The sequence below is a fragment of the Bifidobacterium tibiigranuli genome, assembly GCF_009371885.1.
Taxonomy (GTDB): Bacteria; Actinomycetota; Actinomycetes; order Actinomycetales; family Bifidobacteriaceae; genus Bifidobacterium; species Bifidobacterium tibiigranuli.
In genome coordinates, this window is sequence record NZ_QLZA01000004.1 from 73,871 (window position 1) to 90,252 (window position 16,382).

16 protein-coding genes and 2 pseudogenes are annotated in these 16,382 nt (G+C 59.9%); 9 read left to right on the forward strand and 9 right to left on the reverse strand.

Features of this window, described 5'->3' with window-relative positions; genetic code table 11:
- The first annotated feature begins 11 nt into the window (after nt 1-11).
- The 3 genes from DDF78_RS04435 (at nt 12) to DDF78_RS04445 (ending at nt 3,165) form a co-directional block, all read left to right on the forward strand.
- Entirely contained in the window at nt 12-875 is an 864-nt protein-coding gene (locus DDF78_RS04435) for a substrate-binding periplasmic protein (protein WP_152580548.1), read from the forward strand.
- 129 nt (nt 876-1,004) lie between these two features.
- Entirely contained in the window at nt 1,005-1,775 is a 771-nt protein-coding gene (locus DDF78_RS04440; RefSeq protein ID WP_368731814.1) for an amino acid ABC transporter ATP-binding protein, read from the forward strand.
- 391 nt (nt 1,776-2,166) lie between these two features.
- Nucleotides 2,167-3,165, forward strand: coding sequence for an aldo/keto reductase (locus tag DDF78_RS04445; RefSeq protein ID WP_202613202.1), 999 nt, complete (start codon nt 2,167-2,169; stop codon nt 3,163-3,165).
- Here DDF78_RS04445 and DDF78_RS04450 read toward each other — a convergent pair.
- Nucleotides 3,158-3,808, reverse strand: coding sequence for a TetR/AcrR family transcriptional regulator (locus DDF78_RS04450; protein WP_162000694.1), 651 nt, complete (start codon nt 3,806-3,808; stop codon nt 3,158-3,160). The two genes, DDF78_RS04445 and DDF78_RS04450, sit on opposite strands and share 8 nt — an antisense overlap.
- A gap of 109 nt (nt 3,809-3,917) precedes the next feature.
- Between DDF78_RS04450 and DDF78_RS12280 the strand changes: the two are divergent.
- Nucleotides 3,918-4,844 (forward strand): annotated as a pseudogene (locus DDF78_RS12280) (MFS transporter); the annotation flags it as partial.
- Between the two features lie 70 nt (nt 4,845-4,914).
- Complete coding sequence (locus DDF78_RS12095) at nt 4,915-5,388, forward strand: MFS transporter (RefSeq protein ID WP_237564545.1); 474 nt, start codon at nt 4,915-4,917, stop codon at nt 5,386-5,388.
- A gap of 96 nt (nt 5,389-5,484) precedes the next feature.
- On the opposite strand, the gene DDF78_RS04460 is transcribed toward DDF78_RS12095, so the two are convergent.
- Together DDF78_RS04460 and DDF78_RS12285 are read right to left on the reverse strand one after the other, a co-directional pair.
- Entirely contained in the window at nt 5,485-5,922 is a 438-nt protein-coding gene (locus DDF78_RS04460; protein ID WP_152580552.1) for a MarR family winged helix-turn-helix transcriptional regulator, read from the reverse strand.
- Between the two features lie 48 nt (nt 5,923-5,970).
- A pseudogene (locus tag DDF78_RS12285) lies at nt 5,971-6,081 on the reverse strand (pentapeptide repeat-containing protein); the annotation flags it as partial.
- A 113-nt stretch (nt 6,082-6,194) separates the two neighbouring features.
- Between DDF78_RS12285 and DDF78_RS04465 the strand changes: the two are divergent.
- Nucleotides 6,195-6,605: a DUF6069 family protein gene (locus DDF78_RS04465; RefSeq protein WP_152580553.1), complete on the forward strand. Its 411-nt coding sequence runs from the start codon at nt 6,195-6,197 to the stop codon at nt 6,603-6,605.
- A gap of 258 nt (nt 6,606-6,863) precedes the next feature.
- On the opposite strand, the gene DDF78_RS04470 is transcribed toward DDF78_RS04465, so the two are convergent.
- Nucleotides 6,864-7,259 (reverse strand): hypothetical protein, encoded by a 396-nt coding sequence (locus DDF78_RS04470; RefSeq protein ID WP_152580554.1) that lies wholly within the window; start codon nt 7,257-7,259, stop codon nt 6,864-6,866.
- Between the two features lie 627 nt (nt 7,260-7,886).
- Between DDF78_RS04470 and DDF78_RS11950 the strand changes: the two genes are divergently transcribed.
- The 3 genes from DDF78_RS11950 to DDF78_RS04485 all read left to right on the forward strand — a co-directional run bounded on the left by DDF78_RS11950 (nt 7,887) and on the right by DDF78_RS04485 (nt 10,848).
- Nucleotides 7,887-8,210 carry a hypothetical protein gene (locus DDF78_RS11950; protein WP_152580555.1) on the forward strand — a complete coding sequence of 108 codons (324 nt, stop codon included), beginning with the start codon at nt 7,887-7,889 and terminating at the stop codon, nt 8,208-8,210.
- A 108-nt stretch (nt 8,211-8,318) separates the two neighbouring features.
- Nucleotides 8,319-8,870, forward strand: a complete 552-nt coding sequence (locus tag DDF78_RS04480) for a trypsin-like serine peptidase (RefSeq protein WP_152580556.1) — start codon at nt 8,319-8,321, stop codon at nt 8,868-8,870.
- 478 nt (nt 8,871-9,348) lie between these two features.
- Nucleotides 9,349-10,848, forward strand: coding sequence for a sugar porter family MFS transporter (locus DDF78_RS04485; RefSeq protein WP_152580557.1), 1,500 nt, complete (start codon nt 9,349-9,351; stop codon nt 10,846-10,848).
- A gap of 215 nt (nt 10,849-11,063) precedes the next feature.
- On the opposite strand, the gene nrdF is transcribed toward DDF78_RS04485, so the two are convergent.
- From nrdF to DDF78_RS04510, 5 genes are all read right to left on the reverse strand, one after another.
- On the reverse strand, nt 11,064-12,050 hold the full coding sequence (nrdF, locus tag DDF78_RS04490) for a class 1b ribonucleoside-diphosphate reductase subunit beta (RefSeq protein ID WP_152580652.1): 987 nt from the start codon (nt 12,048-12,050) through the stop codon (nt 11,064-11,066).
- Between the two features lie 95 nt (nt 12,051-12,145).
- Complete coding sequence (gene nrdE / locus DDF78_RS04495) at nt 12,146-14,338, reverse strand: class 1b ribonucleoside-diphosphate reductase subunit alpha (RefSeq protein WP_162000695.1); 2,193 nt, start codon at nt 14,336-14,338, stop codon at nt 12,146-12,148.
- Nucleotides 14,339-14,645: 307 nt separating this feature from the next.
- On the reverse strand, nt 14,646-15,146 hold the full coding sequence (nrdI, locus tag DDF78_RS04500; RefSeq protein WP_152580558.1) for a class Ib ribonucleoside-diphosphate reductase assembly flavoprotein NrdI: 501 nt from the start codon (nt 15,144-15,146) through the stop codon (nt 14,646-14,648).
- On the reverse strand, nt 15,143-15,397 hold the full coding sequence (gene nrdH, locus DDF78_RS04505) for a glutaredoxin-like protein NrdH (protein ID WP_152580559.1): 255 nt from the start codon (nt 15,395-15,397) through the stop codon (nt 15,143-15,145). The genes nrdI and nrdH overlap by 4 nt, the downstream gene beginning before the upstream one ends.
- Before the next feature lie 200 nt (nt 15,398-15,597).
- Nucleotides 15,598-16,275 carry a TetR/AcrR family transcriptional regulator gene (locus DDF78_RS04510; RefSeq protein WP_152580560.1) on the reverse strand — a complete coding sequence of 226 codons (678 nt, stop codon included), beginning with the start codon at nt 16,273-16,275 and terminating at the stop codon, nt 15,598-15,600.
- Nucleotides 16,276-16,382: the final 107 nt, after the last annotated feature.

Consider the following 16,382-nt stretch of genomic DNA (forward strand, 5'->3'; position numbering starts at 1 on the left):
AGAAGTGCACCATGAAACATTCTCGAATCGTCAAGGGCATCGCCCTTGCTTGCGCCGCAATCATGTCCTTCGGGGCGTTGTCGGCCTGCGGCGGGTCGTCGTCAGGCTCCAGCTCTAAATCTTCGATTACCACCGTGACCTCTGGCAAGCTCACCGTCGGCGTCATCGATATCCCCCCCTTCTCCAGCTATAACAGCGGCAATCCCAAGGGCATCGATGTTGAAATCATCAAGAAGATTGCCAAGGACAACAATCTGACGCCGGTATGGCAGCAGGCCACTTACGCCGATGCGGTGCAGTCGATTTCCAGCGGCATCATCGATGTGGCAATCGGCACCATCGACGCGACCGCGAAGCGCAAGCAGGCGGTCGATTTCTCGGCCTCCACCTACTTGGATGGCTTGGGCATCGCCGCGAAGGCCTCGAAGAACATCACCACCATCGCCGATCTGGAAAAGCTTGGCTCGGTCGGTACGGTTGACGGGTATCTGTGGGTCGAAGACCTGCGCACGATATTGGGCAGCAAGCTCAAGACCTACCCGAGCTCGGTGGAGCTGAAGGCCGACTTCGATGCCGGGCGACTCGATGCGGCCATTGACGCATACGGCGTGCAGGTGCCGCAGTTCAAGGGCGACTCCTCGATTAAAGTGGCGCTGGCCAATGAGCATCCGGACAAGCGCGTGCGCTCCACCGTGCAGGCTCCAGAGGCGGCCTTCCCCTTCACCAAGGGTAACGAATCGCTGGGCAAGGCGCTCGACGCAGGTATCACGTCGATGCGTGCTGATGGCTCCATCAAGAAGCTCATCACCGACGCAGGGCTGTCCGAGGGGCTGGCCAAGGTGGCCGACAAGCAGTACATCGTGCCGCTGAACTGACGCCATCCGCGCCTTCAAGCAGCTGCTCGGCCTTGTCTAGTTTCGTTGTACGGCAGGCCGGGCGGCGCGGGGCGCGCTATACGCGGCATTTCAGCGTCATAACCGGGCAAATACAATCGAAGGAGAATGATGACCGCAGAACAGAAGCCAGCCAGCGACTACATGTTGGAGCTTGGCGCGATAACGAAATCATATGGTGGCAACACGATACTTCACGGCGTCTCGCTTCGTGTCGCGCGCGGCGAAGTCTGCTCCATCATCGGCCCTTCGGGCGCCGGAAAGTCCACGCTGCTCAGGTGCATCAACCTGATCGAGCAGCCTGATTCGGGCAATATGCTGATGGACGGGGACTTCTTCGAGCTCTCGCAGCGGCTGAGCAAGTCCGATCTCATGGCGCTGCGTCGCAAGTGCGGTATGGTGTTCCAGTCCTTCAACCTCTTCCCGCATATGACCGTGCTGCAGAACATCACCTTCCCGCAGCGCCATGTGCTCGGCAAGGACGAGGACTCCGCCAGAGAATCTGCTCTGGCGCTGCTCGACCGCGTGGGTCTGAAGAACAAGGCCGATTCGCATCCGGGGCAGCTTTCCGGCGGGCAGCAGCAGCGCGTGGCGATCGCCCGCGCGCTGGCGTTGGAACCGCAGCTCATGCTGTTCGACGAGCCGACGTCCGCCCTTGACCCCGAGCTGGCGCATGAGGTGCTTGAGGTGATGCGCGAGCTGGCTGAAAGCGGCATGACCATGGTCGTGGTGACCCACGCGATGAACTTCGCCCGCACGGTGGGCAGTCATCTGGTCGTGATGGCCGATGGCGCGATTATCGAAGAGGGCGTGCCGGAGGAGATCATGTCGAACCCCTCAAAGGAGCGCACGAGGCAGTTCCTCAGTGTTGTAGAGCACTGAGGGTTGTGAAGCACTGAGCGGCGTAGAGCGCTGGTGATTGATGCTGACGGCCGACGTGATTGAGAGATCACGTCGGCCGCCAGCGTTGTCAGCGACCGCTGCATATCTTGAGCGCGACTTTTCTGAATAGGTGTAGGTCGGTTTGGGCCTTGTTGTGTGGGTGTATCGGTCTTATTTGGGACAGGCTGGCGAAGTATGGTTTTAAGTTTTTCGGGGGAGGGGTGTTTCTGCGCAAATCACTAGGTAGATTTCGATGTATACTAGACACATGTCTACTTATTAGAGAGACTGCCCCGTTCTGCGGCTTGCGGCCTGCGCGGCCTGTGATTTATGGCTCGGCTCAGCTCGGGTCGGCGCAGAACGGGGCCGCGGCGAGTCGTAGGAGGTCGGGATGCTTGAGACTGTTGAAATGGGATCGTTGCGCGTGTCCCGCGTCGGCTTGGGTTGCATGCCGTTGACGATGACGTATGGCCGGCCTAGCCCGCAGTCTGCAGTGGAGACGGTGCATGCGGCGCTTGATGCGGGTGTCACGCTGTTCGACACGGCGGACATGTACGGGGTGGGTGCCAACGAACGGCTGCTGGGGCGGGCGTTGGGCGGGCATCGCGACGAGGTGACGATTGCCACGAAGCTGGGGATTGTGGCGCTGCCCGGCGTGGGGATTCCGGTGGGGCTGAATGCGCGTCCGGAGCGGGTGCGCAAGTGCGTGGAGGGTTCGCTGCGCCGGCTTGGGACCGATCGTATCGACTTGCTGTACCTGCATCGGGTGGATCCGTCGGTGCCAATCGAGGAGACGATTGGCGCGATGGCGGAGCTGGTGAGCGAGGGCAGCGTGCGCGAACTGGGCGTGTGCGAAGTAACTGCGGAGCTGCTGGAGCGGGCCAATGCGGTGCACCGGCTTGCGGCGTTGCAGTCGGAGTGGTCGCTGTTCAGCCGGGATGTCGAATCCGGGCCATTGCAGGCCGCTCGCCGTCTCGGGCTGGCCGTCGTGGCTTATAGTCCGCTGGGAAGAGGCATGCTGACCGGCGATCCGGGGTCGACAACGCGGCTGTCGTTGCTGGATGTGCGTAGATTCCTACCTCGGTGGCGGGGAAAGAATCTGCAGCGCAATCTCGATATGGTAGAAGTCGTCCGCAACGTCGCGGATGCCCATAGCTGCACGCCAGCGCAGGTCGCGCTGGCATGGCTGCTGAACAAGGGGCATGACGTGGTGCCGATTCCGGGAACGTCGAGCCCGCGGCATCTGCGGGCCAATCTTGCGGCCCTCGATGTCATGCTTACCAAGCAGGACACCGCGCGGCTTGACCGGCTTGAGGCCCACGGGGCGCGGGCGAGGGCTTCGGACGCAAGAAGCCCCTGTGATGCGGTCGGTTCGCAGGCAATCAGCTAGCTGGACCAGCAACCAAGGTCACCAGATCGGCGATGAGTTCCGCATCGGTATCCCATCCGACCAGCGCCGCCCGCCCGGGCAGGCAGACGATGCCGTGCAGGCCGCACCAGAACATTCGCGCAGCGGCGTGCGGCTCCAACGGCGCAGGACAGGCGGAAATGAGCGCTACGGCCGTCGCGAACAGCCCCACTCCGGGCAAGTCGTCCCGCTCGGAGGCCACTAGGGAGCTGTCGAACATGGCATGGTAGGCCACGAGATTCGACAGTCCTTGCTCCACGTAGCGTGCGGCGAGCGTCTCCAGCTGGCTGCGGGCCTTCGACGGCGTGAGATGCTCTGTTGCTATCCCGTCGCACAGCGCGGCGGAGAAACGCTCGAACCGGTGGGTGAGCACTTCCCCGAGCAGGGCTTGGCTGTTTGCGAAGTGCTTGTAGGGAGCCATCGGGGAGACTCCGGCCCTGCGGGCCACCTGGCGCAGGGATATCACGTCGGGGGATATGCCTTCATCCAGCAGGCCGTCGGCCGCATCGAGCAAGTCCTCTCGCAGCCGCCAGCCCTCGCCCCGCCGGTTGCGCACGCGATGCGCGCTGTCTGGGGCGTCCGGGGTGTCCGTGCGATGAGGGCTTTGATTCGTTGCAATGGTCACATCATCATTATAAACTAGACATATGTCTACTTATCTTGATAGGTCTCACACCAAGGGTGCCCGACCGAGTCCGAGGGCCGTCCTCGCGGTCGTGTGCATCTCGACGTTCATGCTCCTGCTCGACACGACCGTGGTGAATCTGGCCTTAGCCGATTTGCAATCGAGCCTGCATGCCTCTCTAGGCCAGCTCCAATGGGTCGTCGACGCCTACCTGCTCACCTTGGGAACCTTCCTCCTGCTGGCTGGCGCGGCTGGCGACCGCTATGGGCAGACGCGATTGTTCCGCGCCGGACTGGTCGTATTCACTCTCGGTTCCTTGGCATGCAGCCTGGCACCCAGCGTCGGCATGCTTATCGCCGCCCGTGCCGTACAAGGAATCGGCGGTGCGCTGCTGCTGGGCATCGGGCTGCCCATGCTGCGTCGCACGTTCACCGGTGCCGAGCTGAACCGTGCTGTCGGGCTGTTCGGCGCATCCATCGGGTTGGCCACCGCAATCGGGCCGCTGGTCGGCGGCGGCCTCACGGACATGTTCGGCTGGCGGGCCATCTTCGTCATCAATGTTCCCATTGGCATCGCCTGCCTGATTCTTGCGCTGATTCGGCTCGCAGGCAGTCGTGCCGGCGTCAAAGCTCCGCTCGATATTCCTGGCGCAATCCTGCTTGGGCTGAGCCTGGCCGCGCTTATCTTCGGGCTTATCGAAGCGAATATGGAACGTTGGGATTCCCCGCAGGTGCTCGCCTCGCTCATTGTCTCGGCGGGAGGGTTCGCAGCCCTCATCGTCATTGAAACCCGGCGTTCTGCACCGCTCATACCCCGCCAACTCATAAGGCAACCCCAATTTATCGGGGCGTCCGTCACCGCCTTTGTGAGCAATGGCCTGCTGGTCGGGGCGTCCGCGATCGTCGCCCTCTACTTCCAGAACGTTCTCGGCGAGTCGCCGATGGCAGCCGGACTGAGGTTTCTATCCCTGAGTCTCGCCGCCTTCCTTGCCGGAATTTTGGGCGGCAGGAAGCCCTTCGCATCCATTCCCCTCACTGCCCAGATGATCGCTTCGCTTGCAGCCACGTCGGCCGGGATCGGGTGTCTGTTGCTTGCGGGGCCGGAATATGGCACCGCTGGTCACCATTCCGGCTTTCGCGCTGGCTGGACTGGGAATGGGCATCGGCAGCGTGAGCCTGTCCCGCATCGCCCTCGACGCCGCCGAACCAGACCAAGCGGGAGTGTCGGCAGGCGTCGTCAACACTATGCGTCAAATCGGCGCATCTGTAGGAGTCGCCGCCTTCGGCACTATTTTCGCGCATGCTGCCACGGCTCGACTGACTGCCCTCTTCGTCCATACGCCGATTCCTGCGGGCCTCGATGCCACGAACCTGACTGCCGCCGTCGCCTCCGGTGCCGGAACCCAGCCGCTCCGTGACTTCCCTAGCCATATGGTTGCGTTGCTCGAACCGCTGCTGACTGCCGCCAGCCGGTACGGGATGAATGTTGTTTTGGGCACTGCTGCGGCTGTTGGATTCCTCGTCGCCGTCGTCATCACGATCGATCATGTCATCAGACGGCGCTCGCGTCGTGCCGAATGACAACAGCTGCGTAAACTCGGGAGCTTGGACTGAGCAGCCTTCTTTGGCATCGTGAATGACCCGCGTTGGGAAGAAGTGCGCGGGAAAGCCGCAAGCTTATGGCTCAAGCAGGAGCGTCAGCAGGTCTTTCAACTGCGCTCGCTGCTTGGCGGTGAGCTGGTGGCCGAACGCTGCATCGCCGGAGATGGCTGCCGCTAGTTTCGTGCGCAAGGCTGCGCCGGCATCTGTGGCGGCGATGAGTTTGACCCGGCGATCGCTCCCTGTTGTGCGCGTGGCGAGGCCATATTCGGCAAGCTGATCAGCCAGTGACGTGACGTACGAGGGGTCGCAGCCAAGCTGTTCGGCGATGTGGCGCATCGAGCGCGGCTCATCAAGCAGCAGGAGCGCGCGGCACAGCGTGATGGGGATGCCGAAGCCGTGCGCCGATTTGGCGAATCCCTGCCGGGCGTTCGTTGCCGCCTGTACGACGAGTCGAGCCAGCTCGCGCGATTCCTGAGGTGTTGGAGTGTCTCCCGTGCGTTGCGCAATTACCATGCTTCGATATTACGCGAAGCATAAATAGTTGATTAGTCAAGTTTTGACTTATATAATATTGAGTATGTTGAGTTTGGCATTGCAGAATCGGGTATTGGCGAATTCAGCACTGTTGAAATAAGCACTGCTGAAATAGGCACTGTTGAAATAAGCAACGTTGAATTGAACTCTGTTGGATCAAGCACTGTTGAATCAGGCACTGTTGGATCAAGCACTGTTGTATGAGATACCGCTGAATGTGAACATACATCAGGCGACGGAAGGAACCTACCATGACAGCAAGCATTACGCCCGCGAATTCCCCGACACCGAAGCGCTCATTCGGTCTGTTCCGGCTCATTGCCGCAGCGGTTATTGCGGCCATCGCCAACTTCGTCGTGTTCTTCCTCTCAGGCGCAACCGGCACCACCATTACGACCTTCGGCAAGCCCATGGGTGCCTACGAGCCGATTGTCGCATCCCTTGTCCCGATTGTGCTTGCCGGGCTGATCGTCTGGCTGTTACTGCCTTACTGGCGTTGGGCCGGCAGGATTGCTCCGGTGGCTGGAGGCATCGTGGCAGCGCTTACGGCGATTGCGCCGCTCACCATCGTAGGCGGCGCATCCGGCCTGTGGCTTGCGCCGATGCACATCATCGCCGGAGCGGCATGGTACTTAGGTACGCGCCCGCAGCACCTCAAGTAGGGTCTGGCATTTGCGGACGCGATCCCGAGTGACCTGCGCGGCGTACCTTTCCGTCTCTTCCCAGTATGCTCCGCACGCATCGCACTGATAGAAAGTCGCATGCTCCGGCGCGCAGCTAAACAATTCCTGCGGATGCGAGCCGGACAGCCACTACTGCCTACAGATCTTGCATCCTTGGTCATCGAATTCTGTCATGACAGCATCCTAACGATTGTCTTCTCGCCATGAAGCCGAGGCAGACTTCGCAATGGTGAAGCGTCACTGGATGGTGAGGTTGAAGGCCTTGTCGATGCGCTGATTAACAGAGTCTAGGTGCTGGTTGACGACATCGAAATGGCGGTTGACAGAGTCGAAACGCTGGTTGACGACATCGAAACGGTGATTGATGGCGATGAGCTCATTGCTGAGTTTCGCATTCGTGGCCTGAATCTCGCTGCTGAGTTTAGCGTCTAGGGCTCGAATGTCACTGCTGTTTTCATCGATGCGTTTGCCGAGATTGGTCTCGACGCTGTCGATACGCTTATTGAGACTGTCTTCGACTCCGTCGATGCGTTGGCCCAGTCTTCGGTTGCCGGTTAGGACGAGTCTGGCCAGAGCCGCGCTGACAGCGAGCAATGCCGCGATGGTGGGGATGCTGTTGATGAGCATGTTCATGGCCGGGTTCCTTTCGTATGCCTTCCAGCATAGGTGATTGCTGCTACCTACGCTATCGGCCGGGTTCGCGACCATGCAAGCGGAACAGGGTTATGTGGTCGAACGCTCGGACTTATCCACACCGTCGGCGTGTCGCGGATAGCACAGTGTGGATAACCCGGCTGTGTATAACCCAACGCGCCATAGCTGCTGCGTCATTCTCTGTATAAAGCCAACCGATTGTCTCGATTCTTCACGAAGAATGCACAACGATGTGTAAAGGGGTTATTGAGCAGTTGAAAAAGGGAAGAGCATGATCGCTGACTCGCTGAATGACGCGCTTCCGATCTTCTGCGCACCGGGGGAGCCGAGTCGATCTTCGAAGCTTCGTAGAGCGAAGCGTGCGCAATCGACCCTTGTATCTTGATTTGTCGTACCGTAGCATAATTTCGTAGCGGAAATCATCCGCTACATAACAAAAATTATCAATTACACAACAGAAAAATATCTATTACACAACAAAAATATATCCATTACATAACAAAATCTACTCACTACACAACAAAAACAAGGGAGTTTTTAATGCGTACGCTATGCTCAAAACGCAGAATACTCGGTGCCGGAGTCAGTTTCTTCGTCACTGCCATTGTGCTGGCGCTGATTTCGCCGTTCGCCCATTCGCAGCCGTTGCCCAATCAATCAACTGACGATATGGCCGTGACTGCGCAGGCGCCGCCGTTGCCAAACATCCGTTCAGGGCAGCAGGGAATCGACCCTGCGGGCTATTGGACCGAAGAGAAAACGCGCAATGCCATCCCGGCTGATGACGCGATTACCGAAGACGAGCAAAAAAGCTCCGTTGATCGTAACAATGGCAATAATGGCAACGATAATAACAACGGTTCTTCGGGCGAAATCATGCAAGGAAAAGACGTAACGCAGCCATCCGCGCCACTTGAATCGGATCAATAGTCCAGCTCGGGCGCGAACGTCCCAACGAACGTAGGAAAAGTGTTTTACACATATCGAGGTTCGAACTATGTGTGCTCGGGCTCTGCGATCAATAGCCCGAACAAAAGCGTGGTCTCGACCGCAGCGCATTGCGTGCATGACGGCGCGCATCAGGGATGGCATACCAACATAGCCTTTGCCCCGGCGTATTACAATGGAGTGTCCAGATACGGCCTGTGGAACTGGAACAATGCGATAACATTCAAGGAATGGATTAACAATTCAGATAACAGCAGAGACCAGGCCTTCTTTACTGTCCACAATCGCAATGGCCGATCGCTGGTGAATACGGTGGGCGGCAATGGCCTCTCGTATAACTATGGACAGCGGCAGAACAATGTTCGCATTTGGGGCTGGCCGACCGATCCGCCGTATACCGGCCGTATCCCGCACTACTGCGAGGGCAAAACGTATAGGCGTTTTCAGTGGAGCAGCGACATGCGCATGGAGTGCGGTATGGGAGGCGGCGCCAGCGGAGCCCCGTGGTTGATTTCCCGTACTGACGCCAATCGAGGGCAGGTGTTCGGCGTAACCTCTCGCCGAACGGGTTCCGGCACCCCGAATGTGCTGTCAACGCCTTTCGATGACGCTGTTGCGAAAATCTTCAAAGACATTGGATGATGCTTACGATGGTTTCTGATTCCATCCCCTGTTAATGCCGTAAGGCCCCCGAACTGCTGAGGTTCGGGGGCCTTACATGTTAATGGACAAGATGTGCGCTTCGCATTCAGTCACATCATCAGATCGATGCGCACTATGGCGGTCCGACTTTGCATAGTGCGCAGAAAACGCACATTTCGTGTTATATCGTCATGAAGGATAATCGTTGGGATTCCAACGTTCCTATGCTAGAAAGCTACCATGCACAGTGTGCGTTTCGATCGCACTACGCCAACGGGGGTTGCAGTAGTGCGGGTCCCGCCGTGGCGCCTCCACGGGTCCAGCAGCTGACCGCCTGAGCAGGATGTATCACCCTTAGGCTATTCTCAGGAAACTGTACATTTTGACGCAGGCGAACGGTGGACCAACAACGTAGTGGTGCATCCGGCGACGGTGTCGAGCCAGTGCCGGCCCAAGTCCAAAGGAGGACGCATCTCTTATGAGTCAACACACAGCAGTCACCCCTGACCTCTCCGGAGGCGATTCCAGGGGAGTCATCCGAATCGCCTCGGTCGCCGCTCTCGGCGGTCTGCTCTTCGGCTACGACTCCGCCGTCATCAACGGCGCGGTCTCGGCCATCGGTGAAGTCTGGCACATCGGCGCGGGAGCCCTCGGCTTTGCCGTCGCCGCGGCGCTCATCGGCGCTGCGATCGGCGCGATGACCGCCGGGCGCGTCGCTGACCGGGTTGGCCGACTGATGGTGATGAAGATCGCAGCCCTGCTCTTCATCCTCAGTGCCATCGGTTGTGTGCTGGCCCCCGAGACCACCGCCGGACTCGTGATATTCATCGTCTTCCGTATTATCGGCGGGGCCGGCGTCGGTTTCGCATCGGTCATCGCCCCTGCCTATATCGCCGAGGTTTCGCCGCCGCAGATTCGCGGCCGGCTCGGTTCCCTGCAGCAGCTCGCCATCGTCACCGGAATCTTCCTCTCCCTGCTGGTCGACGCCCTGCTGGTCCATGCCACCTCGACTGGTCAGCCTGACGGCATGCTCTGGTTCGGGCTGGAGGCCTGGCGCTGGATGTTCCTGGTGCTTGCCGTCCCGGCAATCATCTACGGCGCTCTGGCCTTCACGATTCCCGAATCGCCGCGTTATCTGGTGGCCGCCCACCGCATTCCGGAGGCCCGCAAGGTGCTCACCCTGCTGCTTGGCGAGAAGAACCTCGAGATCACCATCAACCGCATTCAGGGCAGTCTCGCCGGCGAGACCAAGCCCTCCTGGCGGGATCTGAAGAATTCGCGCACCGGCAAGATCTACCCGATCGTGTGGATCGGCCTCATCGCCTCGATGCTGCAGCAGTTCGTCGGCATCAATGTCATCTTCTACTACTCGAACACCCTGTGGATGGCGGTCGGCTTCAACACCTCGTCGGCGTTCACCATCTCGGTCATCACCTCGATCGTCAACATCGCGACAACCATCGTGGCGATCCTGCTGGTCGATCGGATCGGGCGCAAACTCCTGCTGATGATCGGCTCGGTCGGCATGACGATCTCTCTGGCTGTGCTGGCAGTCTGCTTCGGCACGGCCTCTATGGTTCCCGACGCCACCGGGCAGCTGGCCCCAGTCCTCCACGGAGCCTCGGGACCGATTGCCCTGGTCGCCGCCAACGTCTTCGTGATCGCTTTCGGCATGTCCTGGGGCCCGGTGATCTGGGTGCTGCTCGGCGAGATGTTCCCGAACCGGATCCGCGGTGCCGCGCTGTCCCTGGCGGCCGCCGGGCAGTGGGTGGCGAACTGGATTGTGACCGTCACCTTCCCCGGTCTCAAAGATATCTCCCTCGGTCTCGCCTACGGCATCTACACCGGTTTCGCGCTCATCTCATTGCTCTTCGTGGCGAAGTTCCTTACCGAGACCAAAGGTCGCACACTGGAGGACATGGATGACGCTCTCGGCGAGGACAGGCCGGCAGCGTCCGATGTTGCGCAGGCTTCGTGACGCCGGTCCTCGCCGGACAGTCCTAACCTGATTCAATCCACTACGCGCCGCGCCGCCGGGCAGCTTGACAGCTGACCGGCGGCGCGGCGTCGTTACCCTCCAATAAGGCCGTTCCTATATAACAGCAGAAGGCCCGGAACCGCAGAAACATGCGGTTTCGGGCCTCTCGACAGCTCGCGTGGCCGGTTATGGCCACCCCGGGGAACTAGGAATTCCTAGAAGTCCCAATCATCGTCGTCGGTTTCGACGGCAGTGCCCATGACGTAGGACGAACCGGAGCCGGAGAAGAAATCGTGGTTCTCGTCGGCATTGGGGCTCAGGGACGTCAGGATGGCTGGGTCGACCTGCGTGTCCTCGGCGGTGAACAGCGCGGGGTAGCCGAGGTTCATGAGCGCCTTGTTGCCGTTGTAGCGTACGAAGGCCAGCACCTTGTCGACCAAGCCGACGCCCTTGTACAGGTCTTCGGTGTACTCGACCTCGTTATCGTAGAGATCCTGCAGCAGCTCGTACGTGTAGTCCTGCAGCTCGTCGCGGCGCTCCTGGCTCAAGTTTTCAAGCCCGATCTGGTACTTGTAGCCGATGTAGTAGCCATGCACGGCCTCGTCGCGCAGAATCAAGCGAATAATATCCGCCGTGTTGGTGAGCTTCGCGTGCGCGGAGAGCCAGAAGGGCAGGAAGAAGCCCGAATAGAACAGGAAGGATTCGAGCAGCACCGAGACGATCTTCACCTTGAGCGGGTCATCGCCGTTGTAGTAGTCGAGCACGATCTGCGCCTTCTTCTGCAGATTCGGGTTCAGCTCGGACCAGTCGAAGGCCTCGTCCACCTGCTTCGAGGAGCACAGCGTCTCAAAAATCGAGGAATACGACTTGGCGTGCACCTCCTCCATGAAGGTGATATTGCAGAACACGGCCTTCTCATGTGGAGTGATGGCATCCTGAATCAGCCTCGGCGCGCCCGCCACGCCCTGAATGGTGTCGAGCAGCGTCAGCCCGGTGAACACGCGCATGGTGAGCGTCTGCTCGTCGTCACTCAGCGTGCTCCACGAAGGGATATCGTTGCTCAGCGGCACCTTCTCAGGCAGCCAGAAGTTGCCCGTCAGCCGATCCCAGACCTCTTTATCCTTGGGATCGATGATCTTGTTCCAGTTGATCGCCTGAACGCGCGTCACCGGATGGTACGTCAGCCGCGGGAACCGCTCCATCGGATCCACAGTAGACGTAGCCTCAAGCGTCTCGTTCTTCGTATTGTCAGTCATCACTGACTCCTCTCATATGTTCTCAGATAGTCTTCGGCTTATCACAGCATGCAGCTGACGCAGCCTTGGACTTCGGTGCCTTCTAGCGCCTGCTGCCGGATGCGGATGTAGTACAGGGTTTTGATGCCTTTGCGCCATGCGTAGATCTGGGCCTTGTTCAGGTCGCGCGTGGTGACGGTGTCGGGGAAGAAGAGCGTCAAGGACAAGCCCTGATCGACGTGCTGCGTGGCTTCGGCGTAGGTGTCGACGATGGGCTTCCAGCCGATTTCGTAGGCGTCCTTGAAGTATTCGAGGTTGTCGTTGGTCATGTACGGCGCGGGGTAGTAAACGCGCCCGATCTTGCCTTCCTTGCGAATCTCGATCTTCGAGGCGATCGGGTGGATCGAGCTCGTGGAATGGTTGATGTACGAGATCGACCCGGTCGGCGGCACGGCCTGCATGTTCTGGTTGTAGATGCCGTCGCGAAGAATCGCGTCGCGCAGTTCCCCCCAGTCCTGCACGGTCGGGATGTGCACTGCGAAGTGTTCGAAGAGCTCCTTGACGCGCTGGGTGCGCGGTTCGAGGGAGCGGCGGCCGTCGGTGTATTTGTCGAAGTAGTTGCCTTGGCCGGCCGGCTTCGCGTAGTCGCTGGTCGGGAAGCTCTTGAAGGCGTGGCCGCGTTCGACGGCGAGCTCGTGCGAGGTCTTGTAGGCGTTGAATGCCACTGTCATGAAGTACATGTCGGTGAAGTCCAAGCCCTCTTCGGAACCGTAATGGATGTGCTCGCGGGCGAGGAAGCCGTGCAGGTTCATCTCGCCCAGACCGATGGCGTGGCCTTCGTCATTGCCGCGGCGAATGGAAGGCACGCTGTTCATCTGCGTGTGTTCAGAGACGGCGTTCAGCGCGCGGATGGCGGTCGAAACGGTGCCGGTCAGTCCGCCGTCCATCGCCTTGGCGATGTTGAGCGAGCCGAGGTTGCACGAGATGTCGCGGCCGACGTGCGCGTACGTGAGGTCTTCGTTCAGCACGCTGGGCTCCTGGACCTGCAGGATCTCGGAGCACAGGTTGCTCATCGTGATGCGGCCTTCGATGGGGTTGGCGCGGTTCACGGTGTCCTCGAAGAGGATGTAAGGGTAGCCGGATTCGAACTGGATCTCGGCGATGGTCATGAAGAACTCGCGCGCGTCGATGTAGGTCTTGCGGATGCGGTCGTCAGCCACCATCTCGTCGTAATGCTCGGTCACGGAGATGTCCGCGAAGGGCTTGCCGTAGACGCGCTCGACGTCGTAGGGGCTGAACAGGGCCATCGGGGCCTTGCGCTTGGCCAGCTCGAAGGTGACGTCGGGGATGACGACGCCCAGTGAAAGCGACTTGATGCGGATCTTCTCGTCGGCGTTCTCGCGCTTGGTATCGAGGAAGCGCAGAATATCAGGGTGATGCGCGTTGAGGTACACCGCGCCGGCGCCTTGGCGTGCGCCCAGCTGATTGGCGTAGGAGAAGGAGTCTTCGAGCAGTTTCATCACCGGAATAACACCGCTGGACTGGTTTTCGATGTGCTTGATCGGCGCGCCGAGCTCGCGCAGGTTGCTCAGCAGCAGCGCCACGCCGCCGCCGCGCTTGGAGAGCTGCAGGGCCGCGTTGATGCCGCGCGAAATCGATTCCATATTGTCTTCGATGCGTACGAGGAAGCAGCTCACCGGCTCGCCGCGCTGCGCCTTGCCGAGGTTCAGGAAGGTCGGCGTGGCGGGCTGGAAGCGGCCGGAGATGATCTCATCGGCGTACTTGACGGCGAGGTTTTCGTCGCCGGAGGCCAGTTCCAGAGCCACTGCGGCGGAGCGCTGCGGAAAGTCCTCGAGGTACTGCTTGCCGTCGAAGCTTTTGAGCGCGTAGGACGTGTAGAACTTGAACGCGCCGAGGAAGGTATCGAATTCGAAGCCTTCGGACTCGATGCGGTCGTAGAAGGAGTCCAGGAATTCGGGGCTGTACTGGTCGAAAACGGCCTTGTCGTAGTACTGGTTATCGATGAGATATGCGAGCCGCTCGGCGGTGGAGCCGAACTTCACGGTATTCTCGGCGACATGGCCGGTCATGTAGACGCGCTCGGCCTGCTTGTCCTTGTCGAACTGGATGTTGCCGTTCGCGTCGTACAGGTTGAGCATGGCGTTAAGCGAGTGGAAGTCGTGCGCGGGGTCGTATTGATCCGCGGTGTCGCTGGTGTTGTCCATGACCAGCGCGGTGCTGTCGGTGATTGCCATGGGGCTGTCCTCCGGTGTGGTGTTATGCGTGTTATGCGTGTGATTAGGTGTGATTGTGGTGTTATCGTATGGCGCTTGCGGCGATATGCGTTGGGAGAAATGGGTTCGTGGCGACTTTCAGGTTGACTGCGGGCGATGGGTTCTGCGTGGCACCCGCAGTCCTGCACGTTCTGCGAAAACGATTTATATACAGTCTGTATATGCTCTATATCTCTATATATAAGGACTTCGCCAGTCCATATTCAGTTTTATCAGCCAACCAGTCTCATCGGTCAATCGACCGAAACGGCCTTCAGGATCTCGGGTCTCAGGCGGTCGCTGCTGCTGGCTCTCGCTCTTTCGTGTAGAAGTCGAGCAGCCCTTGGCGCACTACTGTCTGGTCTTCCGGGGTGCCCATGAGCTCGAAGCGATACATGAGCGGCACCTTGCACTTCGCGGAGACGATGTCGCCGGCGATGCAGTAGGCCTCGCCGAAGTTGGAGTTGCCTGAGGCGATGACCCCGCGGATGTACTGCCGGTTATCTGGATTGTTGAGGAACTGCTTGACTTGGGTCGGCACGGCCTTGTGGGCGCTGCCGCCGCCATACGTCGGCACGATGAGGACATAGGGTTCGCGCACGTTAAGCGCTGGGTCCTTGGGACGCAGCGGGATGCGGTAGACGTTGATGCCCTCGTCTTGAAAATCGCAGTTGGCGACGAAGCGCGCGGTGTTTTCCGAGGCAGAGGAGAAGAAGACGACCGCTCCGATCGCCGCTCCTTCCGCCTTGTACAACGGTGCGCTCAGTGCGTCGGTCTGCGATTCGCTCATGCCAGTACACTCATTGAAGGAACACTGGCTTTGGTGAGCTGCTTGATGAGGTCGGGGCGGTATCCGCTCCACGAGGCGTCGGGGGTGATGACGATCGGGGCCTGGCGGAAGCCGGCCTGCTGCAGCTGCTCAAGCGTGGAGGGGTTCTCGGCCAGATCGACGACCTCGAAGTCGATGCCCTGCTTGGTGAGCTGGCGCTTGGTGGCCTCGCACTGCGGGCAGCGATACTTGGTGAAGACGGTGACGGTCATGGCTTTCCTCCGGTTGACTGATGTAAGTGTGTCTGGGTAGATAGATTACATGGATGTGATTTAGAAATAAACACCATGTCTAGTGGCGTGTCGGGGTATCGGCCACTAGATATAGTGCTTCACACTCTCGGATGCCTACAGCGGCAAGAGATTTCGGCCATATGTCCCGCTCGCTCGTAAATGTGTAAATGTTGCATTAATCACATTGATGTAATTCGGCCAGTGCCGTCTGCAGCGTCGTCGTCCTCGCGCATGGACTGGGCCATGGCTCGCGCAGCCTGCTCGACCTGGGTGATGATGGCCCGGGCCTGAGCATCGTCGTGCGCGGACTCAAGCAGCCGCATGCCGCTGGACACCAGGCCTCTGGTGATGGTGGCCCCGACTCGGGGCGAGTGCGGGCATAGCTGCCGCCATGCGCGGGCGACGGGCATGGCGATTGTGGCATGGAAATCCGGCTTGTCTTCAGACCCGTCATTGCTGACATCAGTTTTGGCATCCGGCTTGGGCTTACGCGCCGCAGCGCCGCCGGTCGGGTGCAGTTTCATCATCCAGCCGTGGCCGTGGATTGAGGTCTGCTCGAGATTGATGCGCACCCAGATGGCGATGATCTCGACCGGGTCGCTCACGCCGGCCAGCCCATCCTCAAGCGCTTTGCGCCAGTCGGGCAGATGGCGCTGCAGCAGCTTGTGGCGCAGATCGTCCATATTGTCGACATAGCGATAGATGGAGTTGCGGGCGATTCCTGCGCCTTGGCTTACCGCAGCGGGGGTGAGCGCGTTGTTGCCTTGGGTTTTCACGATATGCTCTGCGCAGTCGAGCAGGGCGTTCATCGTGTTGCGGCGGTGCTCCTCGAGATTCGCTTCGCTGATACGTGGCATCGCATTCCTGTCCTTGTGCTCCGAGTCGTGTGTGAACGTGTGTGAGAATTCCGGCGACTGTTCAATTCTGGCAGCTGGCTGCCGGCATCGCACGCAGCCTTGGCGTT